The organism is Carnobacterium gallinarum DSM 4847, assembly GCF_000744375.1.
Classification (GTDB): Bacteria; Bacillota; Bacilli; order Lactobacillales; family Carnobacteriaceae; genus Carnobacterium; species Carnobacterium gallinarum.
Genome location: NZ_JQLU01000005.1, coordinates 2,265,592 through 2,289,953, shown reverse-complemented (window position 1 = coordinate 2,289,953; position 24,362 = coordinate 2,265,592). Strand labels below are relative to the sequence as shown.

22 protein-coding genes are annotated in these 24,362 nt (G+C 34.0%); 4 read left to right on the top strand and 18 right to left on the bottom strand.

Features of this window, described 5'->3' with window-relative positions; genetic code table 11:
• Positions 1 to 6 precede the first annotated feature (6 nt).
• The 4 genes from BR43_RS15400 to BR43_RS15385 form a co-directional block, all read right to left on the bottom strand.
• Entirely contained in the window at positions 7 to 777 is a 771-nt protein-coding gene (locus BR43_RS15400; RefSeq protein WP_034563542.1) for a flavodoxin family protein, read from the bottom strand.
• Positions 778 to 960: 183 nt separating this feature from the next.
• A complete protein-coding gene (locus BR43_RS15395) occupies positions 961 to 2,166 on the bottom strand; it encodes an NAD(P)/FAD-dependent oxidoreductase (protein WP_034563539.1) in 1,206 nt (401 codons plus the stop codon).
• 193 nt (positions 2,167 to 2,359) lie between these two features.
• On the bottom strand, positions 2,360 to 2,737 hold the full coding sequence (locus BR43_RS15390; RefSeq protein WP_034563537.1) for a DUF1149 family protein: 378 nt from the start codon (positions 2,735 to 2,737) through the stop codon (positions 2,360 to 2,362).
• Between the two features lie 193 nt (positions 2,738 to 2,930).
• The gene (locus BR43_RS15385; RefSeq protein ID WP_034563535.1) at positions 2,931 to 3,839 is read right to left on the bottom strand and encodes a prenyltransferase; all 909 of its coding nucleotides are present in this window, start codon (positions 3,837 to 3,839) and stop codon (positions 2,931 to 2,933) included.
• Positions 3,840 to 4,097: 258 nt separating this feature from the next.
• Here BR43_RS15385 and BR43_RS15380 point away from each other — a divergent pair, with 258 nt between their 5' ends.
• Complete coding sequence (locus BR43_RS15380) at positions 4,098 to 5,084, top strand: polyprenyl synthetase family protein (RefSeq protein ID WP_034563533.1); 987 nt, start codon at positions 4,098 to 4,100, stop codon at positions 5,082 to 5,084.
• A gap of 55 nt (positions 5,085 to 5,139) precedes the next feature.
• Here BR43_RS15380 and BR43_RS15375 read toward each other — a convergent pair whose 3' ends face one another.
• The 6 genes from BR43_RS15375 to BR43_RS15350 form a co-directional block, all read right to left on the bottom strand.
• Positions 5,140 to 5,334: a hypothetical protein gene (locus BR43_RS15375; RefSeq protein ID WP_034563530.1), complete on the bottom strand. Its 195-nt coding sequence runs from the start codon at positions 5,332 to 5,334 to the stop codon at positions 5,140 to 5,142.
• 127 nt (positions 5,335 to 5,461) lie between these two features.
• Positions 5,462 to 7,276 carry a thiol reductant ABC exporter subunit CydC gene (cydC, locus tag BR43_RS15370; protein WP_034563528.1) on the bottom strand — a complete coding sequence of 605 codons (1,815 nt, stop codon included), beginning with the start codon at positions 7,274 to 7,276 and terminating at the stop codon, positions 5,462 to 5,464.
• On the bottom strand, positions 7,269 to 9,011 hold the full coding sequence (gene cydD, locus BR43_RS15365; RefSeq protein ID WP_034563525.1) for a thiol reductant ABC exporter subunit CydD: 1,743 nt from the start codon (positions 9,009 to 9,011) through the stop codon (positions 7,269 to 7,271). Before cydD ends, cydC begins: the two co-directional genes overlap by 8 nt.
• 2 nt (positions 9,012 to 9,013) lie before the next feature.
• Entirely contained in the window at positions 9,014 to 10,030 is a 1,017-nt protein-coding gene (gene cydB, locus BR43_RS15360; RefSeq protein WP_034565266.1) for a cytochrome d ubiquinol oxidase subunit II, read from the bottom strand.
• A gap of 8 nt (positions 10,031 to 10,038) precedes the next feature.
• Complete coding sequence (locus BR43_RS15355; protein ID WP_034563523.1) at positions 10,039 to 11,451, bottom strand: cytochrome ubiquinol oxidase subunit I; 1,413 nt, start codon at positions 11,449 to 11,451, stop codon at positions 10,039 to 10,041.
• A gap of 182 nt (positions 11,452 to 11,633) precedes the next feature.
• Positions 11,634 to 12,521: a helix-turn-helix transcriptional regulator gene (locus BR43_RS15350; protein ID WP_034563521.1), complete on the bottom strand. Its 888-nt coding sequence runs from the start codon at positions 12,519 to 12,521 to the stop codon at positions 11,634 to 11,636.
• 119 nt (positions 12,522 to 12,640) lie between these two features.
• Between BR43_RS15350 and BR43_RS15345 the strand changes: the two genes are divergently transcribed.
• Entirely contained in the window at positions 12,641 to 12,826 is a 186-nt protein-coding gene (locus tag BR43_RS15345; protein WP_034563519.1) for a hypothetical protein, read from the top strand.
• A gap of 90 nt (positions 12,827 to 12,916) precedes the next feature.
• Here BR43_RS15345 and BR43_RS15340 read toward each other — a convergent pair whose 3' ends face one another.
• Together BR43_RS15340 and BR43_RS15335 are read right to left on the bottom strand one after the other, a co-directional pair.
• Entirely contained in the window at positions 12,917 to 13,525 is a 609-nt protein-coding gene (locus tag BR43_RS15340; protein WP_034563517.1) for a hypothetical protein, read from the bottom strand.
• A gap of 267 nt (positions 13,526 to 13,792) precedes the next feature.
• The gene (locus tag BR43_RS15335; RefSeq protein ID WP_034563514.1) at positions 13,793 to 15,757 is read right to left on the bottom strand and encodes a fructose-bisphosphatase class III; all 1,965 of its coding nucleotides are present in this window, start codon (positions 15,755 to 15,757) and stop codon (positions 13,793 to 13,795) included.
• A gap of 288 nt (positions 15,758 to 16,045) precedes the next feature.
• Here BR43_RS15335 and BR43_RS15330 point away from each other — a divergent pair, with 288 nt between their 5' ends.
• Both BR43_RS15330 and BR43_RS15325 read left to right on the top strand, forming a co-directional pair.
• Positions 16,046 to 17,332: an HdeD family acid-resistance protein gene (locus tag BR43_RS15330; RefSeq protein WP_034563512.1), complete on the top strand. Its 1,287-nt coding sequence runs from the start codon at positions 16,046 to 16,048 to the stop codon at positions 17,330 to 17,332.
• Positions 17,333 to 17,353: 21 nt separating this feature from the next.
• Positions 17,354 to 17,779 (top strand): GNAT family N-acetyltransferase, encoded by a 426-nt coding sequence (locus BR43_RS15325; RefSeq protein WP_034563510.1) that lies wholly within the window; start codon positions 17,354 to 17,356, stop codon positions 17,777 to 17,779.
• Positions 17,780 to 17,868: 89 nt separating this feature from the next.
• On the opposite strand, the gene BR43_RS15320 is transcribed toward BR43_RS15325, so the two are convergent.
• From BR43_RS15320 to secG, 6 genes are all read right to left on the bottom strand, one after another.
• The gene (locus BR43_RS15320) at positions 17,869 to 18,339 is read right to left on the bottom strand and encodes a glutathione peroxidase (protein WP_034563507.1); all 471 of its coding nucleotides are present in this window, start codon (positions 18,337 to 18,339) and stop codon (positions 17,869 to 17,871) included.
• Between the two features lie 139 nt (positions 18,340 to 18,478).
• Complete coding sequence (locus BR43_RS15315) at positions 18,479 to 19,876, bottom strand: glycoside hydrolase family 1 protein (RefSeq protein ID WP_034563505.1); 1,398 nt, start codon at positions 19,874 to 19,876, stop codon at positions 18,479 to 18,481.
• Between the two features lie 252 nt (positions 19,877 to 20,128).
• A complete protein-coding gene (smpB, locus tag BR43_RS15310; RefSeq protein WP_034563503.1) occupies positions 20,129 to 20,587 on the bottom strand; it encodes an SsrA-binding protein SmpB in 459 nt (152 codons plus the stop codon).
• Positions 20,588 to 20,624: 37 nt separating this feature from the next.
• Entirely contained in the window at positions 20,625 to 23,072 is a 2,448-nt protein-coding gene (gene rnr, locus BR43_RS15305) for a ribonuclease R (protein WP_034563500.1), read from the bottom strand.
• A 3-nt stretch (positions 23,073 to 23,075) separates the two neighbouring features.
• Positions 23,076 to 23,831, bottom strand: a complete 756-nt coding sequence (locus BR43_RS15300; RefSeq protein ID WP_034563497.1) for an alpha/beta hydrolase — start codon at positions 23,829 to 23,831, stop codon at positions 23,076 to 23,078.
• 172 nt (positions 23,832 to 24,003) lie between these two features.
• The gene (gene secG / locus BR43_RS15295; RefSeq protein WP_034563496.1) at positions 24,004 to 24,249 is read right to left on the bottom strand and encodes a preprotein translocase subunit SecG; all 246 of its coding nucleotides are present in this window, start codon (positions 24,247 to 24,249) and stop codon (positions 24,004 to 24,006) included.
• Positions 24,250 to 24,362: the final 113 nt, after the last annotated feature.

Genomic DNA, 24,362 nt, shown 5'->3' with positions numbered 1-24,362 from the left:
TATTTATTAACTACGTTTGTGTTTTTTTACTGAAAAATAATGCAAAACTATCGAAAGTAAACTAAAAAAGATTAAAACAAATGAAACATAACGAGCAAAAAAACTAGTTATGTCAATCCAGTTTCCAATCAACGTTTGAATTCCCATCGTCACAAGTGTACTAAACGCAAGCATAAAAAATAACTGGATATAACGTTTCACAGTAAAATCCCTCTTCTCAATCTTTGTTTTAATTAATGATCCAACTTTGCGACATTCCGCAATTTTCTTCGTTGGTAATTCTTGCATATCGAAGGTATCTGTACAAACAATTTCTGCCATTCGTTCCATTCCAGCCGTTGAAAAAGCTCGATCCATCGTGATAAATGTAGTATCTGTTACACCTGTTAATCTATTTTCAAATTTCTTTGTATAACAATTTGTCATTAAAATATATTTCTTTTTATGATACAAATCTGGTAACATTTCTCCATCCTTAGCAAATCGAACGAGTCGACTACGCATCGAATCTAAAAATTGTTTCATCACTCCTGAGACGTTTCCCCAATAAGTAGGTGCTGCTAAAACAATACAATCACTCGCTAGCATCTTTTGATGCAATTTATCTAAATCCTCATTAGTTTCATCTGCTTTTTCCAACTCTAATCGATAATCGGATAAATAAAGGGTTTCAACCTCACAACCATCTAGCTCTGCACCAGTCAAAACTTCTTGCAACATTGCTGCAGTTAGTCCAGAACGATTGGGTGTACCTAAGATTCCTAAAACTTTTGTCATTCTTAACGGTCACGTCCTTACCCTTCTATTGTATCAAACTAACTCATTTTTGCGAGCTTTTTTTATAATTCAAAAAAAAGTGTGAGACAAAACTATTTTTTAGTTTTGCTTCACACTCTAAATTCCTTACCTTGTGAATAAATCTTCTTCGCAATTTCTTAATTTATACTTATTTCTTTTAGTTTAGTGATATAAATCGAAGCGACCTTTGTTGAACATAATTTTTAAACCACCAGTTTGACTTAAAGATTTATCTTCAATAATTTTCTTCATAACAGAGGCTGGATAACCTTTTAGATTGGCTCCCAATACCTCACCAATTGCTTCATTATTCCCAATTGAGCAAACTGATCCTTGTGATTTAAAGGTAAAAGGAACAATTGGTCGATCATTTAGTTTGGCTACTAAATTTGTCACAACTCCATCCGCTTGCTTCAATGCGATTTGGGCCGTCGTTGGATAAGGACGATTACTTTCTGGGTCCATAACCGCTGAACAATCACCAATAACAAATATTTCTGAGTATCCTGGAGCCGTTAAATCTGACTCTACCATTACTCGACCACGGCGTTCTTCAAAACCAGATTGACCGACTACACTACTCCCCTTAACCCCCGTAGTCCAAACGATTGTTTTCGCTTTAATTGATTTTAATTCTTCATTTTCTTCATAAATAACGGTATCTTGAGTAATTTCCTTGATTGGTGTTCCGACGATAAACTGTACACCACGATCTTTCAATTTTTGAATTCCATAATTTGCAAGCTTATCAGCAAACATAGGCAATAAAGTTGGCATTGCTTCGATACAAGTCAGTTGTATTTTTTCAACTGGCAAATTGTATTTTTTAGCTAACTTTGGCAATTGTTGCGTCAATTCTCCAAGATACTCAATACTTGTAAACCCGGCGCCACAAACAACAATGCTCAATAATGAATCATCTTGACTTTCTTGATAGGCAGCAAACTGTTGGTGCATATGTTCTCGAATAGTCACTGCGCTATCAATTGTTACCATTGGCAAACCAAATTCTTCAACACCTGGAATTCCAAATGATTCTGATTCAAATCCTAAAGCAAAAACTAAATAATCAAATGAAATTGTACCATTTTTCTCTAAGTTAACTGTTTTTTCATCTTTATTTACTTGGATAACTGTATCTTGAATAAAAGTAGTTTGCTTTGGATCTACAACATCCTTGATTTGAAAACTAATTTGTTCTGGTTCTTTAGCTCCACTTGCTACTTCATGTAAATAAGTAGCCTCATAATGGTAGTCATTTTTATTCACAAGAGTAATCTCAACATCAAGATGTTTCTTTTGCAATCCCTTTAACGTACGCAGTCCACCATAGCCAGCACCTAAAATAACAATTTTTGTTTTACTCATGTTTGATAACACTCACTTTCTTTGTATAATTGCTTATTAAACTATTTCTTTATTAGGATATGATTAGTATACGGCAGTTATTGTTCTAAAGTCAAAGAGAAGGATTGTGTGTTCTTGAGCATATTTTACTACTCATGGCATATAAAAATAAAAGACCCACTCATTAAAATGAGCAGATCTAGTTTAGAATAAATTAATCAAAATTCAATGCAAATCCTGGTTCGTCAAAAGCAATTTCAGTTACTTCATACGTTAAACGTTCAATATATTTAATTAACGGGCGAGAAAGTTCACGCATATCTTCAACTGGAATTTCATTTGGAGCACCAAAAAATTCTGGAATTTGAACTATTTGGCTAAGTAATCCTTCAATTTTAAAACGGTTTAATTGAAGTGCAAATGGAACCTCCATGCGAAACATTTTTCCTTCTTCTAAAATTCCTTGATCTGCTTCATCAGTTGGCACAACTTCATTGATTAACACTTCAACTTTAGTTTCCGCTTCTGGAGAACCAGAGGATAATTCAAAAGCATACTTCTCAACTTGAATCTGCCCTCTTAATACATTCATTATTTTTATGACCCCTTTTTTAATTCAATTTAATTTTACTCTTATTCCATTATCGCAGTATTCACCCTAACTTTCAATAATTATTTTATCAGCAATCTTAGGTAAAAAAATAAAATTCAAACGGTTACTTAAATGAATAAAGACCTTAAATTTACAAGGAGCTAATTTTTCATTTAATTTAAATCCAGGCACATTAAAACTGAAACCAAATTCCTACTCCAAATGCTAGAACTTGTACTAATGTAATTGCTGCTAAATTTTGCACAGCATAGATAAAAGTTTCTGATTTTACTTGTTTTTCTAAAAATCTACTTGTATTTTTTTTAACTAATGGGACCATCAATAACGTTAAAAGCATCATTTTTGGATAAATACCTGTAACTACAGAAATAATTAAAACAAGAAATGCAAGTATATATAACCATTTGAACAAAGATAATGCTCGCGCTTTTCCTAAATAATATGGTAGCGTATAACGTTTATTGGTAATATCTTCTTCAAGATCACAGATATTATTCGCTAACATTAGATTAGCAATAGCAAACATATTTGGAATAGAAGCAAATAAAATAATTAAAAAGGTTTGACTATTAAAATCCATCACATTATAGGCATTTACATAAATACTAATGATATAAATCATAAAGCCCATTGTAAAACCAGAAAAAAGTTCTCCTAAAGGCATGCTAGAAATTGGCTTAGGTCCTGACGAATAGAAGATCCCGACAAAGTAACAATAAAGCCCCATAAATAAAAGCGGCCAACCAGTCTGTTGAACCAAGTATAATCCTAATCCAGCTGATACTACCACCATTCCTACAATCAAAACCCCCACTAAAGGCATCGGTATCTTTTCGCGCCCAATGACATTAACATCCTCACGATAGCTATGCTCATTAGAGGCTTTTTTATAATCCATATAATTATCAATAGCATCCACTGCCATATTAAATAAAAACATAGCGATAAAGAAAATAACTAAATTAAATAAATGCAATTCCTTATAATGATACCAAGCATACAATATCCCCATAAAATAAGGCAAAACACTTGCTGTCTTAGCTTGCATTTCAACAAGTTCTAAAAATGTTTTAAATTTCATAAAAACCTTCCTTTTTTGTTCAACAAATGAACGATACTTAATTTTTTACAACTCTCTTAAATATGCAATGAAGCATTTCTAAAGTCAAGAAAAAAAGCTTATTGGCACCTATTCAAGAGATTTTTCTATTTTTTTAATTCACAATCATTGACACTTGTCTGGGAATAAGATAGATTTAAGAATATGAATATTCATTTAGAATTATTCGTAACTAATAATAAGACGTTAGGATTTACTCCTATTGAAAGGAACATAATTATGCCGATTCATCCAATGTGGGAACAGTTTCCCGAAATCGAAAAGGATTTAGTGGAAAGTTATGCAATAATTGAGAAAAAAGTCCGGATTCGGAATAAAGATATCCAACAAACTGTTCAAGATTTATTGCATTCTGGTGGGAAATTACTTCGCCCTGCTTACTTTATTCTATTTTCACGTTTTGGCTCTATTGAAAAAAAAGAGCATCAAAAAATTATTTATACTGCTGCTTCCCTAGAAATTCTGCATATGGCTACCCTTGTTCATGATGATGTTATTGATGATTCACCGACTCGTCGTGGTGTAGATACTGTTCAGTCAATTTATGGCAAAGATATCGCCGTTTATACAGGAGATTTTTTATTTGCTGTTTATTTTGGATTGATTGCTGATTCTCTTGAATCTTTTTCAACATTAAAATTAAATGCATTCACAATGAAGCGCATTTTAATTGGTGAGCTTGATCAAATGCATTTGCGTTATAATACTGAAATTACTCTAAGACAATACTTACGTCGAGTTACTGGAAAAACTGCGCAACTTTTCTCTTTAAGCTGTTTTGAAGGAGCAAAAATGGGAAATGCAGACTTAACAGTTGTGACGTTAAGTTATCATATTGGACACAATATCGGAATTGCTTTTCAAATTTTAGACGACATTCTTGATTATACTGAAAATAGCGATACTCTTAAAAAACCTGTCTTAGAAGATGTCAAACAAGGAGTCTATTCATTGCCCTTAATTCTCGCAATGAAAGACCACAAAAAAGAATTCTGTCCTTATTTAAATAAAGGTGCTGAAATGACAAATGAGGACGTTAAAATTATTTTAGAGCTTATTCAAAAATATGAAGGTGTTCAACTAGCCAAAAATTTAGCTGAACGCTATACAAATAAAGCCTTAAAATCAATTCAAAAATTACCAAATTTACCTGAAAAAACGCTATTATACAACTTAACTCATACTCTGCTAACACGAACTCACTAATAAGATGTTCACCAAACTAGTTAAACAACTAAAATTTGTTTAACTAGTTTTTTTATTAATCAATATACTCTTCCTTACGAACTGTTTTAATTAGTTGACTGAGTTCTTTAGGATCTAAACTGGTTGCATCTAACACTTGTTGCACGGGAAATTGTTTCCGTAGCAAGTATTTCGCTACTTTTATATCTCTTGCCTTCGTCATAGACGCCGTATTTCTCACTCTTTTTTCCACTAAATCATTCTGTAACATCTGTCCACCTCCTAACTTATTTTATTTTGCTCTTACATAAACTATATGCAAAAAAAGTCATTAAACTTTTATTTAAATAAAAAAACTAAGATAAAACTTAAAAAAGTTTTATCTTAGTTTGAAATAGTTAAAAAGTCATTTCACCACGATCTAGATGATAAAGTGTTTGGTATCGGCTATTTTCCCTTAAAAGCTGGGTAGGAGTTCCTTGAATTGCAATCTTACCATCTTCAATAAAAATAACTTCATCCATCTGATCAACACCCTGTAAATGATGAGTAATCCAGATAATTGTTTTATCAGCTAATACGGTAAATAAAGTATCTAATAAAATTTGCTCTGTAATAGGATCTAATCCGACTGTCGGCTCATCCAACAAAATAATCGGGCTATCTTGTAATAAAATTCGAGCTAGCGCCAAGCGTTGCCGTTCCCCGCCAGAAAAGCGTCCTCCGGCTTCCTCAACGGTCGTTTGAAACCCATCTGGTAAACTTGCCAGCATCTCACCTAAACCAACTTGATACAAAGCCGCAATCACGTCTTCATCACTTGCATGAATATTGCCTAAGCGAACATTATTTAAAACGGTTGTATTGAATAAATAGGGGCTTTGATTAATCACACCTATCCAATTCGCTACTTCATCGCCTAATTCATAAACTGGTACATCGTTTAAACAAATACTTCCTTTTTGCGGTTTCAGATCTCCACGAATTAACTTACCTAACGTACTTTTTCCAGCTCCACTTTTTCCTAGAATCGCAATTTTCTTGCCTTTAGGAATTTCTAATGAAACATCTCGCAAAACTAAGTTGCTTTCTTTTTCATAAGCAAAATCAATACAATCAATGGTTACTTGTTGAAAGTCTGAACCTGCTAATTTTTCAACAGCCATTTGCATGAATTTCATTTGTTCTGGCGATTCTTCCGTCTCAGGTAAAGCATTCATACGTTTCACTGAATCTTCATAGATAGTCAGTTCCGAAACGGCACTTGGAACTGGTGCAAAAGCATCAATTAATGGAAAAACAGCTAATGTAAATGCACCAATCCAGTTAGCTGCACCACCATGTTCTCCTTTAAAAATCATACTTGTCCAGACTAAAACTAGCAGTGCAATCAGTCCAAAAATAAGTTGAACAATAAAATCTCGAACACGATCAAATTGTTTAATCTTAGAATCATCTTGGCGAACCTCATTCTCACTACCTTCATAACTAGCAACAAAATCATGTTTACGCCCACTAAACAGCCAATCACCCACACCTAAAACAGCATCTGTTAATTGATCGTAAAGACCATTTCTAGCAGTTTTTTGCGCATACATCTTCGCTCCATTCACTAATAATGAAACTAACGGCAAAAGAATTGTCACAATCGCTAACATTACCAGCATCATAATCGCAAATGGAATTGAAAATAACCCCAGAGCAATAATGACTACTACATAAATGCCCCAAGAAATTAACGTTGGGAAAATAGTTCGCAAATAGAGATTTTGAATATGATCGATATCTTCAGCAAGAACCGCTAAAATATCTCCGGTTTTATACTTTCCCTTAAAGAAAATCGCATCTTTTTCCAAAGAACGATAGAGCTTTACTCGTAAATCTGAGGTCATCTTTAATACCCAGTTATGACTAGTCAATCGTTCAACGTAACGAAACGTTGGACGACTTATTCCAAAAGCACGTGTTAAAACAATTGGAACATAAACAAGCATGATATTCTCATTGCCACCATTTTGAATCGAAATTCCCATACTTGCTGACTTGCTAATTAAATAGCCAGAGACAAACATTAAGGCACTTCCGCTAAATAGCGTCATAAAACCCAAGAACAGCACCAAAAATAAAAGTTTACGGTATTTAGCCAGATAAGGACGCACCCAAGTATCTTTGGCAAAGGTTTCACGAATTTCTTTGCTACGATTTTTATTCATTTGGCTGTCCACCTCTCATCTGGTTCATTAATGTTACATAAGCACCTTTTTTAGCTACTAATTCATCATGAGTTCCTGCTTCCACAATTTTCCCATGATCCATCACTAAAATATAATCCATTTCATTTGTCCAATGTAAACGATGGGTTGCAAAGAAAACTAGATGTTGTTCCATTAAAGGTAAGATTGCCTCTTTCAAAGCAACTTCTGTTTCAATATCCAAATGAGCAGTTGGTTCATCGAATAGCAATATTTTTCGGTCAGAATCTAAAAAAGCACGAGCGATTGCAACACGTTGGGCCTGTCCCCCACTCATCATTCGACCACTTTCACCAATAAAGGTTTCTAATCCATCTGGCAGTTCAGAAATAAATTCTTTCAAACCAGCCTTTTCTGCGGCAACTAGCACATCACTATCGCTTGCAGTTGGAATATAAAAACGAATATTATTTGCTAATGTATCATGGAATAAATAAGGTTTTTGAGGAATATAAAGCATCTGCTTCTGCCAATTGGTTTGTGCAAAATGAGGCACTTGAACACCATTCAGACTAATCTCAGCGGCAGAAGTTGGAGGTAAAAAACCACCAATCGTATCAATAAAAGATGATTTTCCCGAACCACTAGCACCGATTAGACCAATTTTGCCATATCCTTGCCACTCCAAATTAATTCCCTCTAACGCTAATTGCTCATTGTTATCATAGCTAACATTTAACTCTTTAATTACTAGCTGACTTTCAGCCGTCCAGCCTTCATCTGAATCTGGTAAGACTTGATTATCCGTTGGGCTTTCTAATTCTAATACATCTAGAATAGCCCCCATCGCATTCTTACCATCTAACGTATCATGATAATCACTAGAAAATTCTCGTAATGGCAAGAAAAATTCAGGTGACAAAATCAACACAGTTAAAGCCGGCAACAAAGTTAAACCACCTTCCAACAGACGCAAACCCAAGAATAAAGCAATTACAGCAATCGACAAGGTTGTAAAGAAATCTAATGCAAAGGTTGATAAAATTGCAATTTTTAGTGTACTCATTGTTGCTTTACGATAACTTTCACTCACATCATAGACATTCTTTTGATATTTTTTACTTAACCCTAACAGTTTTAATGTTTCTAATCCTTGCAGTGAATCCACAAAATGATTCGATAAAACGCGGTACGTTTCATACTGACGATCCGCTTTTCCTCTCGCTGCATATCCCAGCACGATCATAAACACAATAATAATTGGAAATACAATAATCATCGTTATACCTGAATCAAAATCTAACATAAACACATAAATCAAAATCAGCCACGGAACAATCATCATATTCATCATTTTTGATAAGAATAAGGTAATGTATTTTTCTGTTTGACGAATGCCTTCTAAAGCCATTGTCACCACATTTCCTGTTCCTGATTTTTGAACCATATTTGGGCCCAAAGAAAAAACCTTTGTTAATAATGCTTTCCGTAGTTCTTGTCCTTTTTCATAGGAAAAATGATCCAGCAACTTTTCGCGAATTAAGGTTAATAGATGTCGTCCACCAAAAGCTAAAAAAAAGAATAGCATCTGGCTAAACTGACTCGTTAAACCTTCACCATTCCATAATCCAGTAATTGAAAGGGCTAAATATCTCGCTTGAAAGATAATCATAAAAGCTTGCAGGAAAGAAATCCCTGCAAGCAACATCATCATTTTCTTCATGCCAGATAAACCCATTAAGCGTTTATCCATCATTTTTAATAGTCCACCACTTTTTCCTTAGAAATACGTTTACGGAAGATATAGTAACTCCAACCTTGATACAACAGTACAAACGGTAAAATAGATAATGAAATCCATGTCATTAATTTAAGCGTATAAGGTGAACTTGAGGCATTCACAATTAATAAATCGTAAGCTGAATCAAGTGAACTAACCATTACACGTGGGAATAAACCGAAGAATAATAGGGCAACTACTCCAATTAATGTTAAACCACTGCTGATAAACGATAACATTTCTTTTCCAGTGTAAGCACCATACGTTGCAACTACACTTAGTAAAATAATAATCACTAAAATTACTAAAGTTGATACTAAATGAACATCGAAGAAATCAGTAGAAACATAAAGTAATCCAGCAAAGGCCACTAAACCAACAAATAAAACTAAATATAATTTTTTCGCATAGGCTTCTGCTCGTTCACGAATCTCACCTAACGTTTTTAAGCGAATATAATTTAATCCATGTAAGAAACACAATAACGTTACAGCAACTCCACCCACTACTGAGAATGGAGTGAAATAGTCTGTAAAGGTTGCCATCATATTGCTTTTAGCATCTAAAGGCATCCCACTTACCATACTTGTAAATAACAAGCCAAAGAAAAATGGAGGAATTAAACTTCCGACAAATAATGTCCAATCCCAGAAATTCCGTCCTTTTTCAGTCGCCATTTTGTTCCGGAATTCAAATGAAACTCCACGAATAATTAATCCAAACAAAATAACAAATAAAATCAAGTAATACCCACTAAATACAGCTGCGTACCAGTTAGGGAAAGATGCAAACATTGCCCCACCCGCTGTTAATAACCAAACTTCATTGGCATCCCAGACAGGTCCGATTGTTCCAATAACTTGACTACGCTCTTCACGATTTCGTGCTAATAATCGAGTCGACATTCCAACACCAAAATCAAATCCTTCTAAAAAGAAGAAACCTGAGAATAAAACTCCAATTAATACAAACCAAAGTAACTGTAACCCACTAATATCAGCCATTATTCAAAAGCCTCCCTTTCAAATGGATCTACATTTGCTTTACTATCTTGATCTTTAATTTTTGCTTCATGATAAGGACCTTGATTTAATTCACGGATTGTCAAGTAAACCATCACGCCACCTAAACCAGCAAATAATAAGAAATAAATCGTGTTACTAATTAATAAAGAAGTCACTGAAACATTTGGTGAAACAGATTGAGCAATAGTAAAGACTTCATAGACGGTCCAAGGATAACGTCCTAATTCAGTAATCAACCAACCAGCTGTTGTTCCAATAAATGGTACAAACGTACAAAAAGCAATGATATAAAGCATCCATTTCTTTTCTAACAGGTTTTTCTTACGTTTACTAAACCATAATCCTAAAACAGCCACTAAAGCAACAAACACACCACTACCAGCCATAATTCTAAAACTCCAGAATAATGTTTTTACTGGTGGGAAATAATTTTGTTTTCCAAATTTAGCCACTAATTCTTCATTAATGCTTAGCATTCCTTGAACGCCACCAGATGGTTTATTGAAAGATAAAATACTTAGTAAGTAAGGAATCTCAACCGACCAAACGGTTTCTTTTTTATTCGTATCTTGCCAACCAACTAGTGTCCAAGATGCTGGATCTCCAGAATCTTCATACAAGCCTTCTGTTGCAGCAAATTTCATTGGTTGATCTTCCACTAATGCTTTTGTTTGTAAATCTCCAGCAAAAATAGTTAAGGCCGCAAAAACCAAACCTATCACTAGACCAACATTCAACGAACGTAAATAAAATGTTGTATGTTCTTTTTTCAGTAATCTAAATGCTGCTAAACCAGCTACGACAAAGCCACCTAACATTAATGCTGAGAAAATTACATGAGTAAATTCATACCAGACTTGCGGACTGGTTAACAATGCACCAAAATCATTTAATTCTGCACGACCATTATTGATTTCATATCCAACTGGATGTTGCATAAAGCTGTTGGCAACTAAAATCCAAAAAGCTGACATCATTGAACCTAGTACAACCAACCAGATAAATAAAAGATGCAATTTCTTGTTGAATTTATCCCATCCAAACATCCACAAACCGATAAAAGTTGATTCCATAAAGAAGGCTAATAAAGCCTCTACCGCTAGCGGAGCTCCAAAAATATCTCCTACAAAACGAGAATAATCAGACCAATTCATTCCAAACTGAAACTCCTGAATAATACCAGTAACAACTCCTACCGCAAAACTTAGTAGGAAAATATGTCCCCAAAATTTTGCCATCTCTTTGTACATATCATCTTTCTTTACGACATACATCGTTTGCATTGTGGCAACAACTAAAGCCAAACCTATTGATAATGGCACAAAAAAGTAATGAAAAATAGTTGTCATTGCAAATTGAAAACGAGCTAAACTTTCAATATCAAAGCTCACAAAAAAACCTCCCCTTCTCCTATTTAAAAAATAAACGCTTAATGATTTCTTAAGACTTCATGTAATATTATAATCATTCTAATTGATATTTACAACTCTTTACCATCAAACTTAATTTATTTTTCCATAAATTAAGTCAGTGAATTTTAACTGCTTCATTCCCATAGATTTGAATACGTTATTTAACTAGAAGAATTACTTTTTTTTTCCCATTCTAATAACCGTTCTTCAATCTCTTTGGCTAATTTTTTATTGCCTACTGCAATTGCTACACCCTTAGCTACATTCATTTCTTCAACAGCCAAATATTCATTTTTTTGTAAGTGATAAATAGCTGCTTTTTCAACAAATAACTCCGCTAAATAATAACTATTGTGTAATTCATTCGCAAATTTAATCCCTCTATCCAAATAAATTTGCGCTTCATCATATGTTCCATTCATTGTATGGGTTGTTGCAATATTATGGAAAATACGTGTTAGTAAATAAGCATTTTCATTAATTGCTACTCGTGGAATTGCTGCTAAGCTTTCATGTAAATAATAAAAAGCCTCTTGCTCTTGTCCCATTGAATAATACGTTTTCCCAATACAGCTTAAAATTAGAACTTCGGAGTTGGTATAATAATGATTATTTGGTGAATACGTATAATTTAGCGCCAATTGAAGATCATGCAATGCTCCCTTATAATCCTGTTCTAAATAATAAAGACAACTGCCTAAACAATAATAATAAAATTGCAATTCAACATCCTCATGAAGCTCATTGATACACTTACTTTCTTTCAGATACTCTAGCAACTCAGTATATCGATTATTGTCAAATAAAATTCGCAATTTCTTCAACGTATCTGTATTGGTTGAAATATTTTGAAGATTCGTTGATAGAACTTGCTCCACAGTAATTCCTAAACGTTCACATAATTGGTGTAAAACCACTGCATTAGGCGTTTCATTGTCATTCTCAATCCGGCTTAAAACACTTTGAGAACAAATTTTCTCTGCTAAAATTTTCTGTGTCATATTGCTTTTCTTTCTAATTACTTTAATTCGTTGACCTAAATTAGCCATAAATGACCTCTCTTTCAGAAAATATGCGAATTTGCATTTTATTATTTTAACATTTTATTGCATAATGATGTTATTCAAAAATTTAAGCTAGTTTTTAAGCAGTTTGGAGGCGAAAAACAATGGAATATGCAGATCAAATCGTATTCACCGTTGAAGATAAAGAATTTGAGGGTTACATCGAAAAAGTCTATGAAAATTCATTCTTGATCGTTGTACTAAATTCAGATAAAGCTTTAGAAGAAAAGTATCATGGTAAGTTAATCGTTCGTAAAAACGATTGTCGCTTATTGGAGAGCTCTCATTAAACTCAAATTTAATCAAATCAAAAGAAGATAGGATATAGCTCAAAAGAAATTTTGATTTATATCCTATTTGTTTATAAAACTATATTCTATTTAAAAAAATGAACCAATAAGTGGTGCAAAGACTGACTTTAATAAACTAGAAATCCCAATAAGATAAACAAGATTACTTGTTAACAATACATAAATAAAATCCACGCCGTTCCCTTGCTTCGTTTGAATTAACAGATAATTAAAAGCAGTTAAATAGCCAATAAAGATACTAACTAACAAATATCCAATGACGTTCACCATGGCTAAACCAAAAACAAATCCTAGCAATCCAATGACAACAGCTACAGGGACAGCAAAACTAAATAAGCCCATAAATCGTGTCACAAATTGATTAAAATCCACTTTTCTTTTATACATAATTACAATGATACCATACGTTAATACAATATCTGCCATTAAAAGAGCACCTAAAAAAAGGATTATCTTAAAAAAGGTCAGTAATCCACTTATAAATGGAGAAATTGTTGTAAATATACTCATGTTTTCAACTAACTGAGCTGTTATTCTACCTGATGTTAGTGCAATAAAAAACGCAATCAGGCTGATTGAAAGATAGCCATATAGTGAATTTTCTGTTGCATCAGCGCTAGATGGTTTTTTTATCGTTCTTAATAAAAATTTTAGATACGTTTCTTCAGTATTAATCATTATCCCCTCGTTTCTTTTAGTACCTACTTCGTTTCTGTTGCAACCTTTTCAGGCATTCCATGATCCTTAGAATTCACCTGTCGCACATTCACAATCTTCTTACTAATATGTAGTTTCTAATCCAATTTCCAGTAAGCATTCTCTATCATATCATACTTAACTTCTCAAAAAAATAAATTATTTAGCTTCATTAATTGTTGTTCCTTATTTACTCATTCATAAAAAAGAGAACTTTCAAAAATGAAAAATTCTCTTCTCGTTACTCTATTAATTATTTTGACTTAAAAAGCCACTACGATAAGCTGCTAACAACTCTTTTAAATCAACTAACTGTTTCATTAATTCTTTTCCATTATCCGTTTCTCGAACTTTTTTACGCCTAAGCTCACGGTCAATCACACGTCGGGTTGAAAGAATATCCTGTTCACTCTCAATAGCCTCTTTTTTTGAACTAAAGGGCTGATGTGAGGCCAATTGCATGCCATAAGAATTATACAATAAGGTATATCCTGCTAAACCAGTCGTTTTTTGATAAGCTTTAGAAAAACCACCATCAATAACGATTAATTTGCCATTCGCTTTGATTGGATCTTCACCGATTCGTTCTTTAACAGGTGTGTGACCATTTATAATGTGCCCCAATTCCGGATCTAAGCCAAATTCAGTCAAGATTACTTCACAAACCTCAGGTAGATTTCGTAAATGATAATACGGATTTTTTCGTTCTGTGTGCGTATCCTTATTAGAAATGAAATAACGTTCAAAAGTAGTCATCTGATCTTTTCCAAAAAGTGAAGAAGCTGCCCCAGTCCACAAATACCAAATCATATCTAAATATTTTTCCTTAGCAGCACCTTTAATTTGATAGCCTAAACGTAAGTCCTCTTCAAATTTATCCAATAACTGCTTTCCACTATAAGGCGTACCATCAATGACTAATTCCATAAAACTACCATCAGCATTTAACGGTAAGCAACCATGTAATAGCAGATTATTATTATAAGCTAGATACATATGCCCCTTCTTTAAAAGGAATGCCACATGCTTTTGCAGCCGTTCACTATTTTTAAAAGCCAAAATTAACTTATCAACTAGCTGAGCTTCATCAGGAGTCAACTGATAGGGATTTTCTGGATCAATCGTAGGAAAATAGCCATGTTTTAAAGGATATATTTCCCCATTTAACTCAATCGTTGCTTGTTCATAATCAATCTTAGACAACACCAAACGTGAATCCATCTCAAACTCCGGTCGTCTTGAAATAATCTCGCCTTCTAATTTAAACTGGATAATCGCAATCGCTTGGTGCATTTTACTAATTTGACGAATTTCTTCACTTAAATAATCTTCATGCTCAGGATTAATCTTTGGTTTAAAATAATCATTGCGATCATCAGCGTAAGTCATATCAGAAAACGTTAATAAAGGGCGTAAAGAAATTCCGTAGCCATCTTCTAGAATAGATAGATTGTCATAACGAGCACTAATTCGGATTACATTTGCTAAACAGACAGCCGAACCACTCGCTGCACCCATCCATAAAATATCATGATTTCCCCATTGAATGTCAACAGAATGATAATCCATTAATGTATCCATGATCTTATCAGGAAAAGGTCCACGGTCATAAATATCTCCCACCACATGTAAATGATCCACAACCAACTGTTGAATCAGATACGAAATGCCACAAATAAATTCACTTCCACGATCTAAGTCAATAATACTTTGGATAATTTCATCGTAATAATCCTTTTTATCTAGATTATCCAACGATTTGAATAACAATTCTTCAATAATATAAGCAAACTCTTTCGGCAACGCTTTGCGAACCTTAGAACGAGTATACTTTGAAGCCACTAAACTACAAAGCTCAGTCAAACGAGTTAATGTCAAACAATACCAATCATTGATTTCATCCTGAGTTTCAAATTGACTAATGATTCGTTGAACCTTTTCCTTTGGATAATAAATTAAAGTTGCCAACTGATTGATTTCTTCTTGGCTCAATTGATTATGAAACACTTCTTTAATCTTCTGCTTCACATTTCCTGATCCATTTCGTAGCACATGTTGGAACGCATCATACTCACCATGGATATCACTAATAAAATGTTCCGTTCCCTTCGGTAAATTTAAAATTGCCTCTAAATTGATAATTTCACTCACTGTATCACCGATTGTTGGAAATTCCTTTGCCATTAATCTTAAATATTTTTCTTTAGCTTTCATTTTCTCCCCCCATTACTTTAGTGTTTTCACTAAACACTACTTACTTTTTGTACATATACCAATTATTATAACATGAAAAAAAATTAAAAAAAGACTCTTGCTTTATCTACTCCCAAAAAACCAAGTTAGATGTACCATTTCCTATAAATTTTCTTCTTATCAGCTTTTACTGCTTTCAGTACCTAGCGACTTTAATTTCTCCTTATATAATGGTAAACTAGCTTTATATAACATCTTTTTTTAAGTCCGTATAGAAATAATTTTTTACTCAGAAAGGCTCTAATCTATATGTCTGCAAAATCTCAAAATCAACTTATTTTATTTTTAACTGGTAGTTTACTCATTGGTGCGGGCACTCTCATTATGGTTTTTAATGAAACCATCTTTTTCCCCCTATTCTTCTTAGTTGCTCTTGCTTTTTTGATTGATGGACTTTCTCATCTCGTTCGTTTCCTCCTTCAAAGAGGTCAGGATTGGAAGCTACTTCAAGATAGTGTAATTAAGCTGGTCATTGGTTTTATCATTTATTATTTGCCAATTGTCCCAATCCACCTATTAATGATGCTTTTTGGTGGATATACAGCAATTAAGGGATTTGCTAAATTCATTAACTACAGAACTTTACGAAAAAGCCGTTTACCTGGTTGGTATCAACTTTTAGTCAGTGGTATTTTTCTGCTAACAATTGGCTTTTTATTACTCTTTTCCCCTTTTTTCAATCTCGATCAAACCTTAAATATTTTTGGTTTATATTTTTTAATGTACGGCTTTGTTAATCTTTATTTTTTCTTATTAAATTTTTTAGAGCGAACGAAAATTGATCAGTTTAAACGCAAAATCCGAATTTCACTACCTAGTATTGTCGAAGCTTTTATCCCTAAAATGGTTCTAAAAGAAACAACAACTTTCCTGAAACCAAGTACTGAACCAAATGCAATTCCTGATTTTATTGATAAAAAAAATGACCAAATCCCGAATTTAGAAATTTTTATCCACGTTACTGAAAAAAGTTTCGGTGCGATTGGTCACTTAGATTTATACTTTGATGGTGAAATTATTTCTTATGGCAATTACGATGAACATTCTTTTCATTTGTTTGACACAATGGGAGATGGCGTGTTAATGCATTCTAGTAAGGAAGAGTACATTCCCTTCTGCATTCGCTATAGCCAAAAAACTTTATTTGGATTTGGTATTTCATTAACGGATGAACAATTGCTAGCTGTACGAGGCGCTTTAGCTGAACTAAAGGAAGAGGCCTATCAATGGCACTCTAAGTTAGAACTAGCCTTAATGAGCGGTGAACAAGCCACAACTGCGGATTATACAGACTACGCCAGTGAAGTATACGATCAAATCGATGCTCAATTTTACAAATTCCATAAAGAACCTTTTAAATCCTATTTTGTCTTAACTAGCAATTGTGTGCTACTAGCAGATACCCTCTTAGAGGCCACTGGAATTGATCTACTAAAACAAAATGGAATTCTTTCTCCTGGAACTTATTTACACTATTTGCGACAAGAATTTAAAAAACCAGACAGCAATGTTGTAAGCTATGAAATTTACAATTAAGAATTTTTAGGAGGACTTTTTATGCATATCAAAGAAATTGACTTAGCTGAAAACAATCAAAAACTAGCAAGTTTACTAGAAAAAAATAGCCGTGACCAAAAATTCCATGTTCCCCCATTTGAAAAGAAATTCATCTCACTAGCTGCCTTCAGCGATACGAATGACTATCTTGGTGGAATCACAGGTGAAATTAGTTGGAATCATCTACACATCAGCTTATTAGCCATTGATTCTGCAAAACAAAAAAACGGAATTGGCAGTCAGTTGCTAACTGCTATTGAAGCTATTGCTAGAAAAAAGAATTGTACTTTAATTGTTCTAGAAACAATGAGTTGGCAAGCTCCAAAATTCTATCAAAAACATGGCTATACTATTTTTGGGCATCTCCAAGGAGTTCCTCTCGAAGAAACAACAAAGTATTACTTAGAAAAAAGACTCATTGACTAAAATAAAAGAGGCTAATTTTTACTAACCTTTAAACGAGAAAAAGAGCTGAAAACAAACTCATTGTTTCCAGCTCTTTTTGCTCGTTTAACTTATTTAGCCAACTCAGCTTCAATATCCGAAGTAATCTCCTCTGGAGCAACTTTAGAACCAAAACGCTCTACAATTTTTCCATCGCGACCAATTAAGAATTTCGTAAAATTCCATTCAATTTTTTTATCGTCGGTTTCTTTAACAAGATATTGATACAGCGGATCTGCATGTTTGCCTTTGACTTTGATTTTTTCATGCATCGGGAAATGAACACCATAATTCAACTGACAAAATTCCATAATTTCCTCATTGCTTTTTGGATCTTGCATTAAGAATTGATTACATGGAAAACCTAAAACAACAAATTTTTGATCCTTATAGGCTTCATAAAGTGTTTCTAAGCCTTCTAATTGCGGTGTAAAGCCACATTTACTCGCTGTATTTACAATCAATACAACATAATCTTGATATTTTGCTAAAGTTGTACTTTGACCATTCATTTCAGTTACGGTAAAATCATAAATTGTCATTTTACTTCGCTTCCCTTCATTGCTATTATTCTCTCCTATTGTATCAAACAAACTCAAAAATGCGCCAAAATTTGCCTAGCAAAAAAAGGTTTGAGAAGAAAAGTTATCTTTTCTTCTCAAACCGATACTTATTTAATCTTTAATCATCAAAACCATGAGCCTCTGTCATTTGTTTAAACCAATGTCCACTTTTCTTAATCGTACGCTCGCCTTCTTTATCTAAATTCACTGAGATAAAGCCATAGCGGTTTTTATAAGCATTTGCCCATGACCAATTATCCATACAAGTCCACATATGATAGCCTTGAACATTACTGCCTTCTTGAATCGCTTGATGAACGTAACGTAAATGATCTTTCACAAAATCAATGCGATAATCATCTTCAACTTGACCCGCTTCATTAATAAAGCGTTCCTCATTCTCAACACCCATCCCATTTTCAGAGATGTAACAACGAATATTGCCGTAGTTTTCGCGAACATTTGTTAAAATATCATAAATACCTTTTTCGTAAATTTCCCATCCACGGTAGATATTCATTTTGCGACCAGGCATTTCATAATTATCAAAATAATCATCCGGCATTGGTCCATGAGTTCCATCAATTGGAGTTTCTTTCGCTTTAATACGACGAGGTTGATAGTAATTAATTCCTAAAATATCGACTGTATTATTGGCAATTGTTTCTAAATCATCCGCTTCATAAATTGGAAGATGATCGATTTCTTTTAAAATTTCAACTAATTCAGTCGGGAACGTTCCTTTAACAGATGGATCTAAGAAGGAACGATTAAAGAATGCATCGGCAATTGCTGCTGCTTTCACATCTGCTGGATTCGTTTCATCTCTTGGATAGCTCGGAGTTAAGTTTAAAATAATACCAATCTCACCATCTAGCTTCATTGCATGATAAGCCTCAATCGCTTTGGCACTAGACAATAACTCATGAAAACCAACTTGCACTGCATGACGTAAATTAATTTCATTTGGATAATGGAATTGATATAAATAACCTGCTTCAACCGGAACAATCGGTTCATTATGTGTAAACCATTTCTTCACACGATCACCAAATAGTTCAAAACATGTTTTAGCAAAAACAACATAGGCATCCACTGTTTTACGATTTAACCAGCCACCTTCACGTTGCAACGCCATTGGAATATCAAAATGGTATAAGTTGATAAATGGTTCAATATCATTCGCAATCAACTCATCAATCACTTTATTATAAAATTCAACGGCTTGTGGATTCACTTCACCCGTTCCATTAGGAATTAAACGACTCCATTGAATTGACGTTCGATAGCTTGTATGACCCGTTTCTTTCATTAACTGAATGTCTTCTGCATACTTTTGATAGAAGCGTGATGTTTTCTCTGGACCTACTTGATTAAAGAATTTTTCAGGTTCTGTTTGATACCAAAAATCCCATAAACTTTCACCTTTACCATCGCCATCATAAACACCTTCTGTTTGTGGTCCACTTGCTGCCGAACCCCACCAAAAATCCTTTGGAAATTCATATTTCACCATATTATCCGCTCCTTATCTCGCTAATTAAAGTCGTTTAAACTTCCTTTACATATTTGATTATACAGACATCCGAATAATTTGTCTATACATTTAAATAATAAAGGTAGACTATTTAATCAGAGTGGACATATCCTTCATTTAACTTCCAAAAAAATTATTTTTATCTTTCATTAACCAACTCTATTATTCTATAAAAATAGCTTGTTGCCAATATGAATAGTCACATCAACAACAAGCTATCTTATTCACCATTTAACGGATCTTCATCATACGATCCATATCACGTTTGGCATCTTTGCGTTTCAAATCTTCACGCTTATCATAATTTTTCTTACCCTTAGCTAAGCCAATTAAAACTTTAGCATAGCCATTTTTAATGTAAACTTTCAAAGGAACTAAGGTAATCCCTGTTCCTTTAGTTTCATTGACTAAACGGGCAATTTGTTTTTTATGCAACAATAATTTACGGACTCTCAATGGATCATGGTTAAATTGATTTCCTTGCTCATAAGGACTAATATGCACATTATGCAAAAAGATTTCATCCTTGTAAATACGAGCATATCCATCCTTTAAATTAATCCGAGCACCACGAATAGATTTGATTTCAGTACCTTGTAAAACCATCCCTGCTTCTACAGTATCAATAATTGTATAATCATGTCTGGCCTTTCGATTTTGAGCAACTAACTTTCCTTCATGCTTTGGCATTGAATCTTTCGCCTCCCTAAACGTCTGCTTAATTTAGTTATTTTTTCTTTTTCTTCTTTGGCTTAGCAACACTCGTATAAAAAGGACTCTTGCCTTTTCCACCAGTTGTCTTTTTCCCTTTTTTAGGACCATTCTCATTAATCGCTACTTTTAATTTTCCTGTATTCTTACCGCTACTTTTTTTAGCTCCGCCTTCAGAAGAAGATTTCCCTTTATTATAACTAGGTTTGCCGCCATTTCCACGACGACGATCTCCCTCACGATTGCCACCGCGTCCTTTTTTAGGACGATCGATCACTGGAACTTTAGGAGCATTTGGATCAGGAATCAATTCAAAGTCAATTTCACGCGTTTCTACATCAGCTTTCGTTACTTTAATTTTAACTCCTTGACCAATACGGTAGCTAACTCCCGTTCGTTCACCAACTAGCATCATATGATTCTCAATAAACTCAAAGTAATCTTCTCTCATATTTGAAATATGGATCAGACCTTCAATTGTATTAGGCAATTCAACAAAAATACCGAATTTAGTGACAGAACTAATCACGCCATCGTATATTTCGCCAACTTTATCAGCCATATACTCTGTTTTCTTCAATGAATCTGTTTCACGCTCTGCATCAACTGCACGACGCTCCATTTTAGAGCTTTGTTCAGCAATTTCAGGTAGCTTACTCGCCCATTTAACCTTTTCTTCGTTGCCAATTCCATTCACAGCATATGCTCGAATCAAACGATGAACGATTAAATCTGGATAACGACGAATTGGTGAAGTGAAATGCGAATAAAATTCTGCCCCTAAACCAAAATGTCCTAAGGCTTCTGAATCATACTTCGCTTGTTTCATGCTCCGTAACATCATTGTCGAAATCACTGCTTCTTCTGGTTTTCCTTCAGCCTCACGTAACACTTTTTGAAGCTGTTTAGGCGAAACCTCGCCGCTACTTCCCTTCATTAAAATACCAAAGGCTGTTACAAATTCCATAAAGCGTTGCATCCGATCACTATCTGGCTGTTCATGAACACGATAAATGAAAGGGACATCTAATTTGAAATAATGTTCGGCAACTGTTTCATTAGCTGAAAGCATAAAGGATTCAATCAAACGCTCACCAATTCCACGATGACGCATCACGATTTCTTCTGGATGACCATTTTGATCCACTAAAATTTGTGCTTCTGGTGCTTCAAAATCAATCGCACCACGAGATTTTCGTTTATTTACTAAAATTTCATGCAGTTCCCCCATTAATTCAAACATTGGAACAAACTCTTGATTTTCAGCAATAATAGCTGGATCTTTCTCCATTAAAATCTGATTGACAGCAGTATATGTCATTCGTTTTGATGAATGAATGACACTTGGGAAAATCTCATGTTTCACGACTTCACCAGCGGCATTAATTTCCATCTCACAGCTCATGGTTAAACGATCTTCATGAGGATTCAAAGAACATAGTCCATTTGATAAACGATGTGGCAACATTGGAATCACACGATCCGTTAAATAAACACTGGTTGCCCGTTCAAAGGCTTCACCGTCTAAGGCACTATCTTCAGTTACATAATAGGAAACATCAGCAATATGCACTCCTAAATGATAATTACCATTATCTAAACGACGAACAGTAACCGCATCATCTAAGTCTTTTGCATCTTCACCATCAATCGTCACAATCATTTCTTTCGTTAAATCACGACGACCTTCTCGATCTGATTCAGAAATAACTTCTGGAACTGCATCAGCTTCCTTGAGAACGGCTTCTGGAAATTCAGTTGGAATTCCATGTTTATAAACGATTGCTAAAATATCTACACCTGGGTCATTTTTATGCCCAATCGTTTTGCTAATCAACCCTTGCATACTTTTTGGAAAAGCTAAATCTGGATAATACGTAATTTCTACTAATACAATGGCACCATCAACTGGTTTAATTCCTTTAGCTTCAATAAAAACTTGCATATCATTAATTTTTTTATCTTGTGGAACGACATATCCATATAACTCTGTTTCAGCAATACCTTCATCATCATAGGCATAAAATTCACCAACTAATTGATGGAACTTACGCTCAACAATAGAATCTACTACACCTTCTGCACCTTTATCATTCCAAGGTTCAGGTACACGAGTAATATCTACCGTAACCACATCACCATCTAAGGCAAAGTTTGTATGACCTTGGGGAATATAAATATCATCATCCTCATCTTCGATAGATACAAAGCCAAAGCCACGATCATTTGCACGGAAAATCCCGGTTAATACTGGTTTTTTATTTGGCAATTTAAAATGCCCTTTTTTATTTAATTTTAAGTGACCTTCACGTTCCATTTTAGCTAACTCACCAACGAGCATTTTAAAATCAGCAGCACTAGTTAACCCCATGCCTTCACTGATATCTTTGACAGCAAACGATTTTTTCGAGCTGCCTTCAAGGTAAGCAATAATTGCTTCCTTCATTTCATTTTTATTTGTCATATTCTATCCCTCATTCCAGGATAACTGATTAAGAAAAGTTAAAACATCTTTTTCCAATGCATGATGTTCTTTTCCTACTGTTATCACATGGCTACTATTTTCGTACCAATGAAAGGAAACAGGAGCTTGTACAAGAGCTTCTTGCAATTCATAGGCTGATTGTGCATCTATTAATTCATCTTGCCCCGCTTGGGCGATAAAAAATGGTTTTGTAATAGCTGCGATTTTATGTTGAATCGGTGGTAAATAATCAGCAATTGCTTGTAACTGTTGTTCCACACCAATTTTTATTTTCGGTAAGTCACGTACAATTTCTGCTTCCGATAATCCCGCTATTTTTTTAACTGTTTGTACGTATCTTAAAAAAGTCGGGACAACCTGATTGTTTTCATTGAGATATAAAGGAGAGCATAATGTTCCTACTCCAAGAATTGTTTCTTCTTCCATCGCTTTTGTCGCAAAAATACCACCTAAGGATAAACCAAATACAGCAATATCTTGATACCCTTTTTCATGTAAAAAAGCTAATCCATCTTGAGTATCTTGCCACCAATCACTTGGATTTGCCTTTAAGATATCCGTTGGTTCTAAAGTTCCGTGACCTTTAAAATGAGGGGCATAAACTGTATAATTTTCTTTTTCTAATGCTCGTGCTAGCATACGCATATCATTGGAACTTCCTGTATACGCGTGAAGTAACAGAACTGCACGAGGACCATTTTCAAAGAAAAAAGGTTGTGGTAAAGCAATTTTTGGCATTAGAAATTCCTCCTTGAACTCTTCTAGTTATTATTTTACTGTATTTTAAGTATAAATAAAACCAAAGCGATTATTTTCTTCGTAAAAGGTGGTGGAATTGATTTATAAACACCTCTAAAAATCAAAACAAAAACCACCTGTTTTTTGAAAACAGGTGGTTCATTCTATCAGTTTATTTCATCCCATTAGCTGTTAAATAAGCAAGCGCTAGTGCTAGTACAAAGAAACCTATTCCTAGTACTACTGTTACACGTTGCAAAACTGCTTCAAATCCACGAGCTTTTTGTTTACCGAATAATTGCTCTGCTCCGCCTGTCAAGGCACTTGAAGCGCTGTTTGTTTTAGTTGGTTGCATAGTGATAACAATAATTAATAAAACCGAAATTACTAATATAGCAAGTAAAAGTGTGTTATACAAATTTATTGCCCTCCCGTCTTAACATTTCATATGTTACTACGATACCATAAACAAAGAAATATTACTACTAATTTTTTATTTTTCAATTACATAAGCCACTTTATATAATCTTT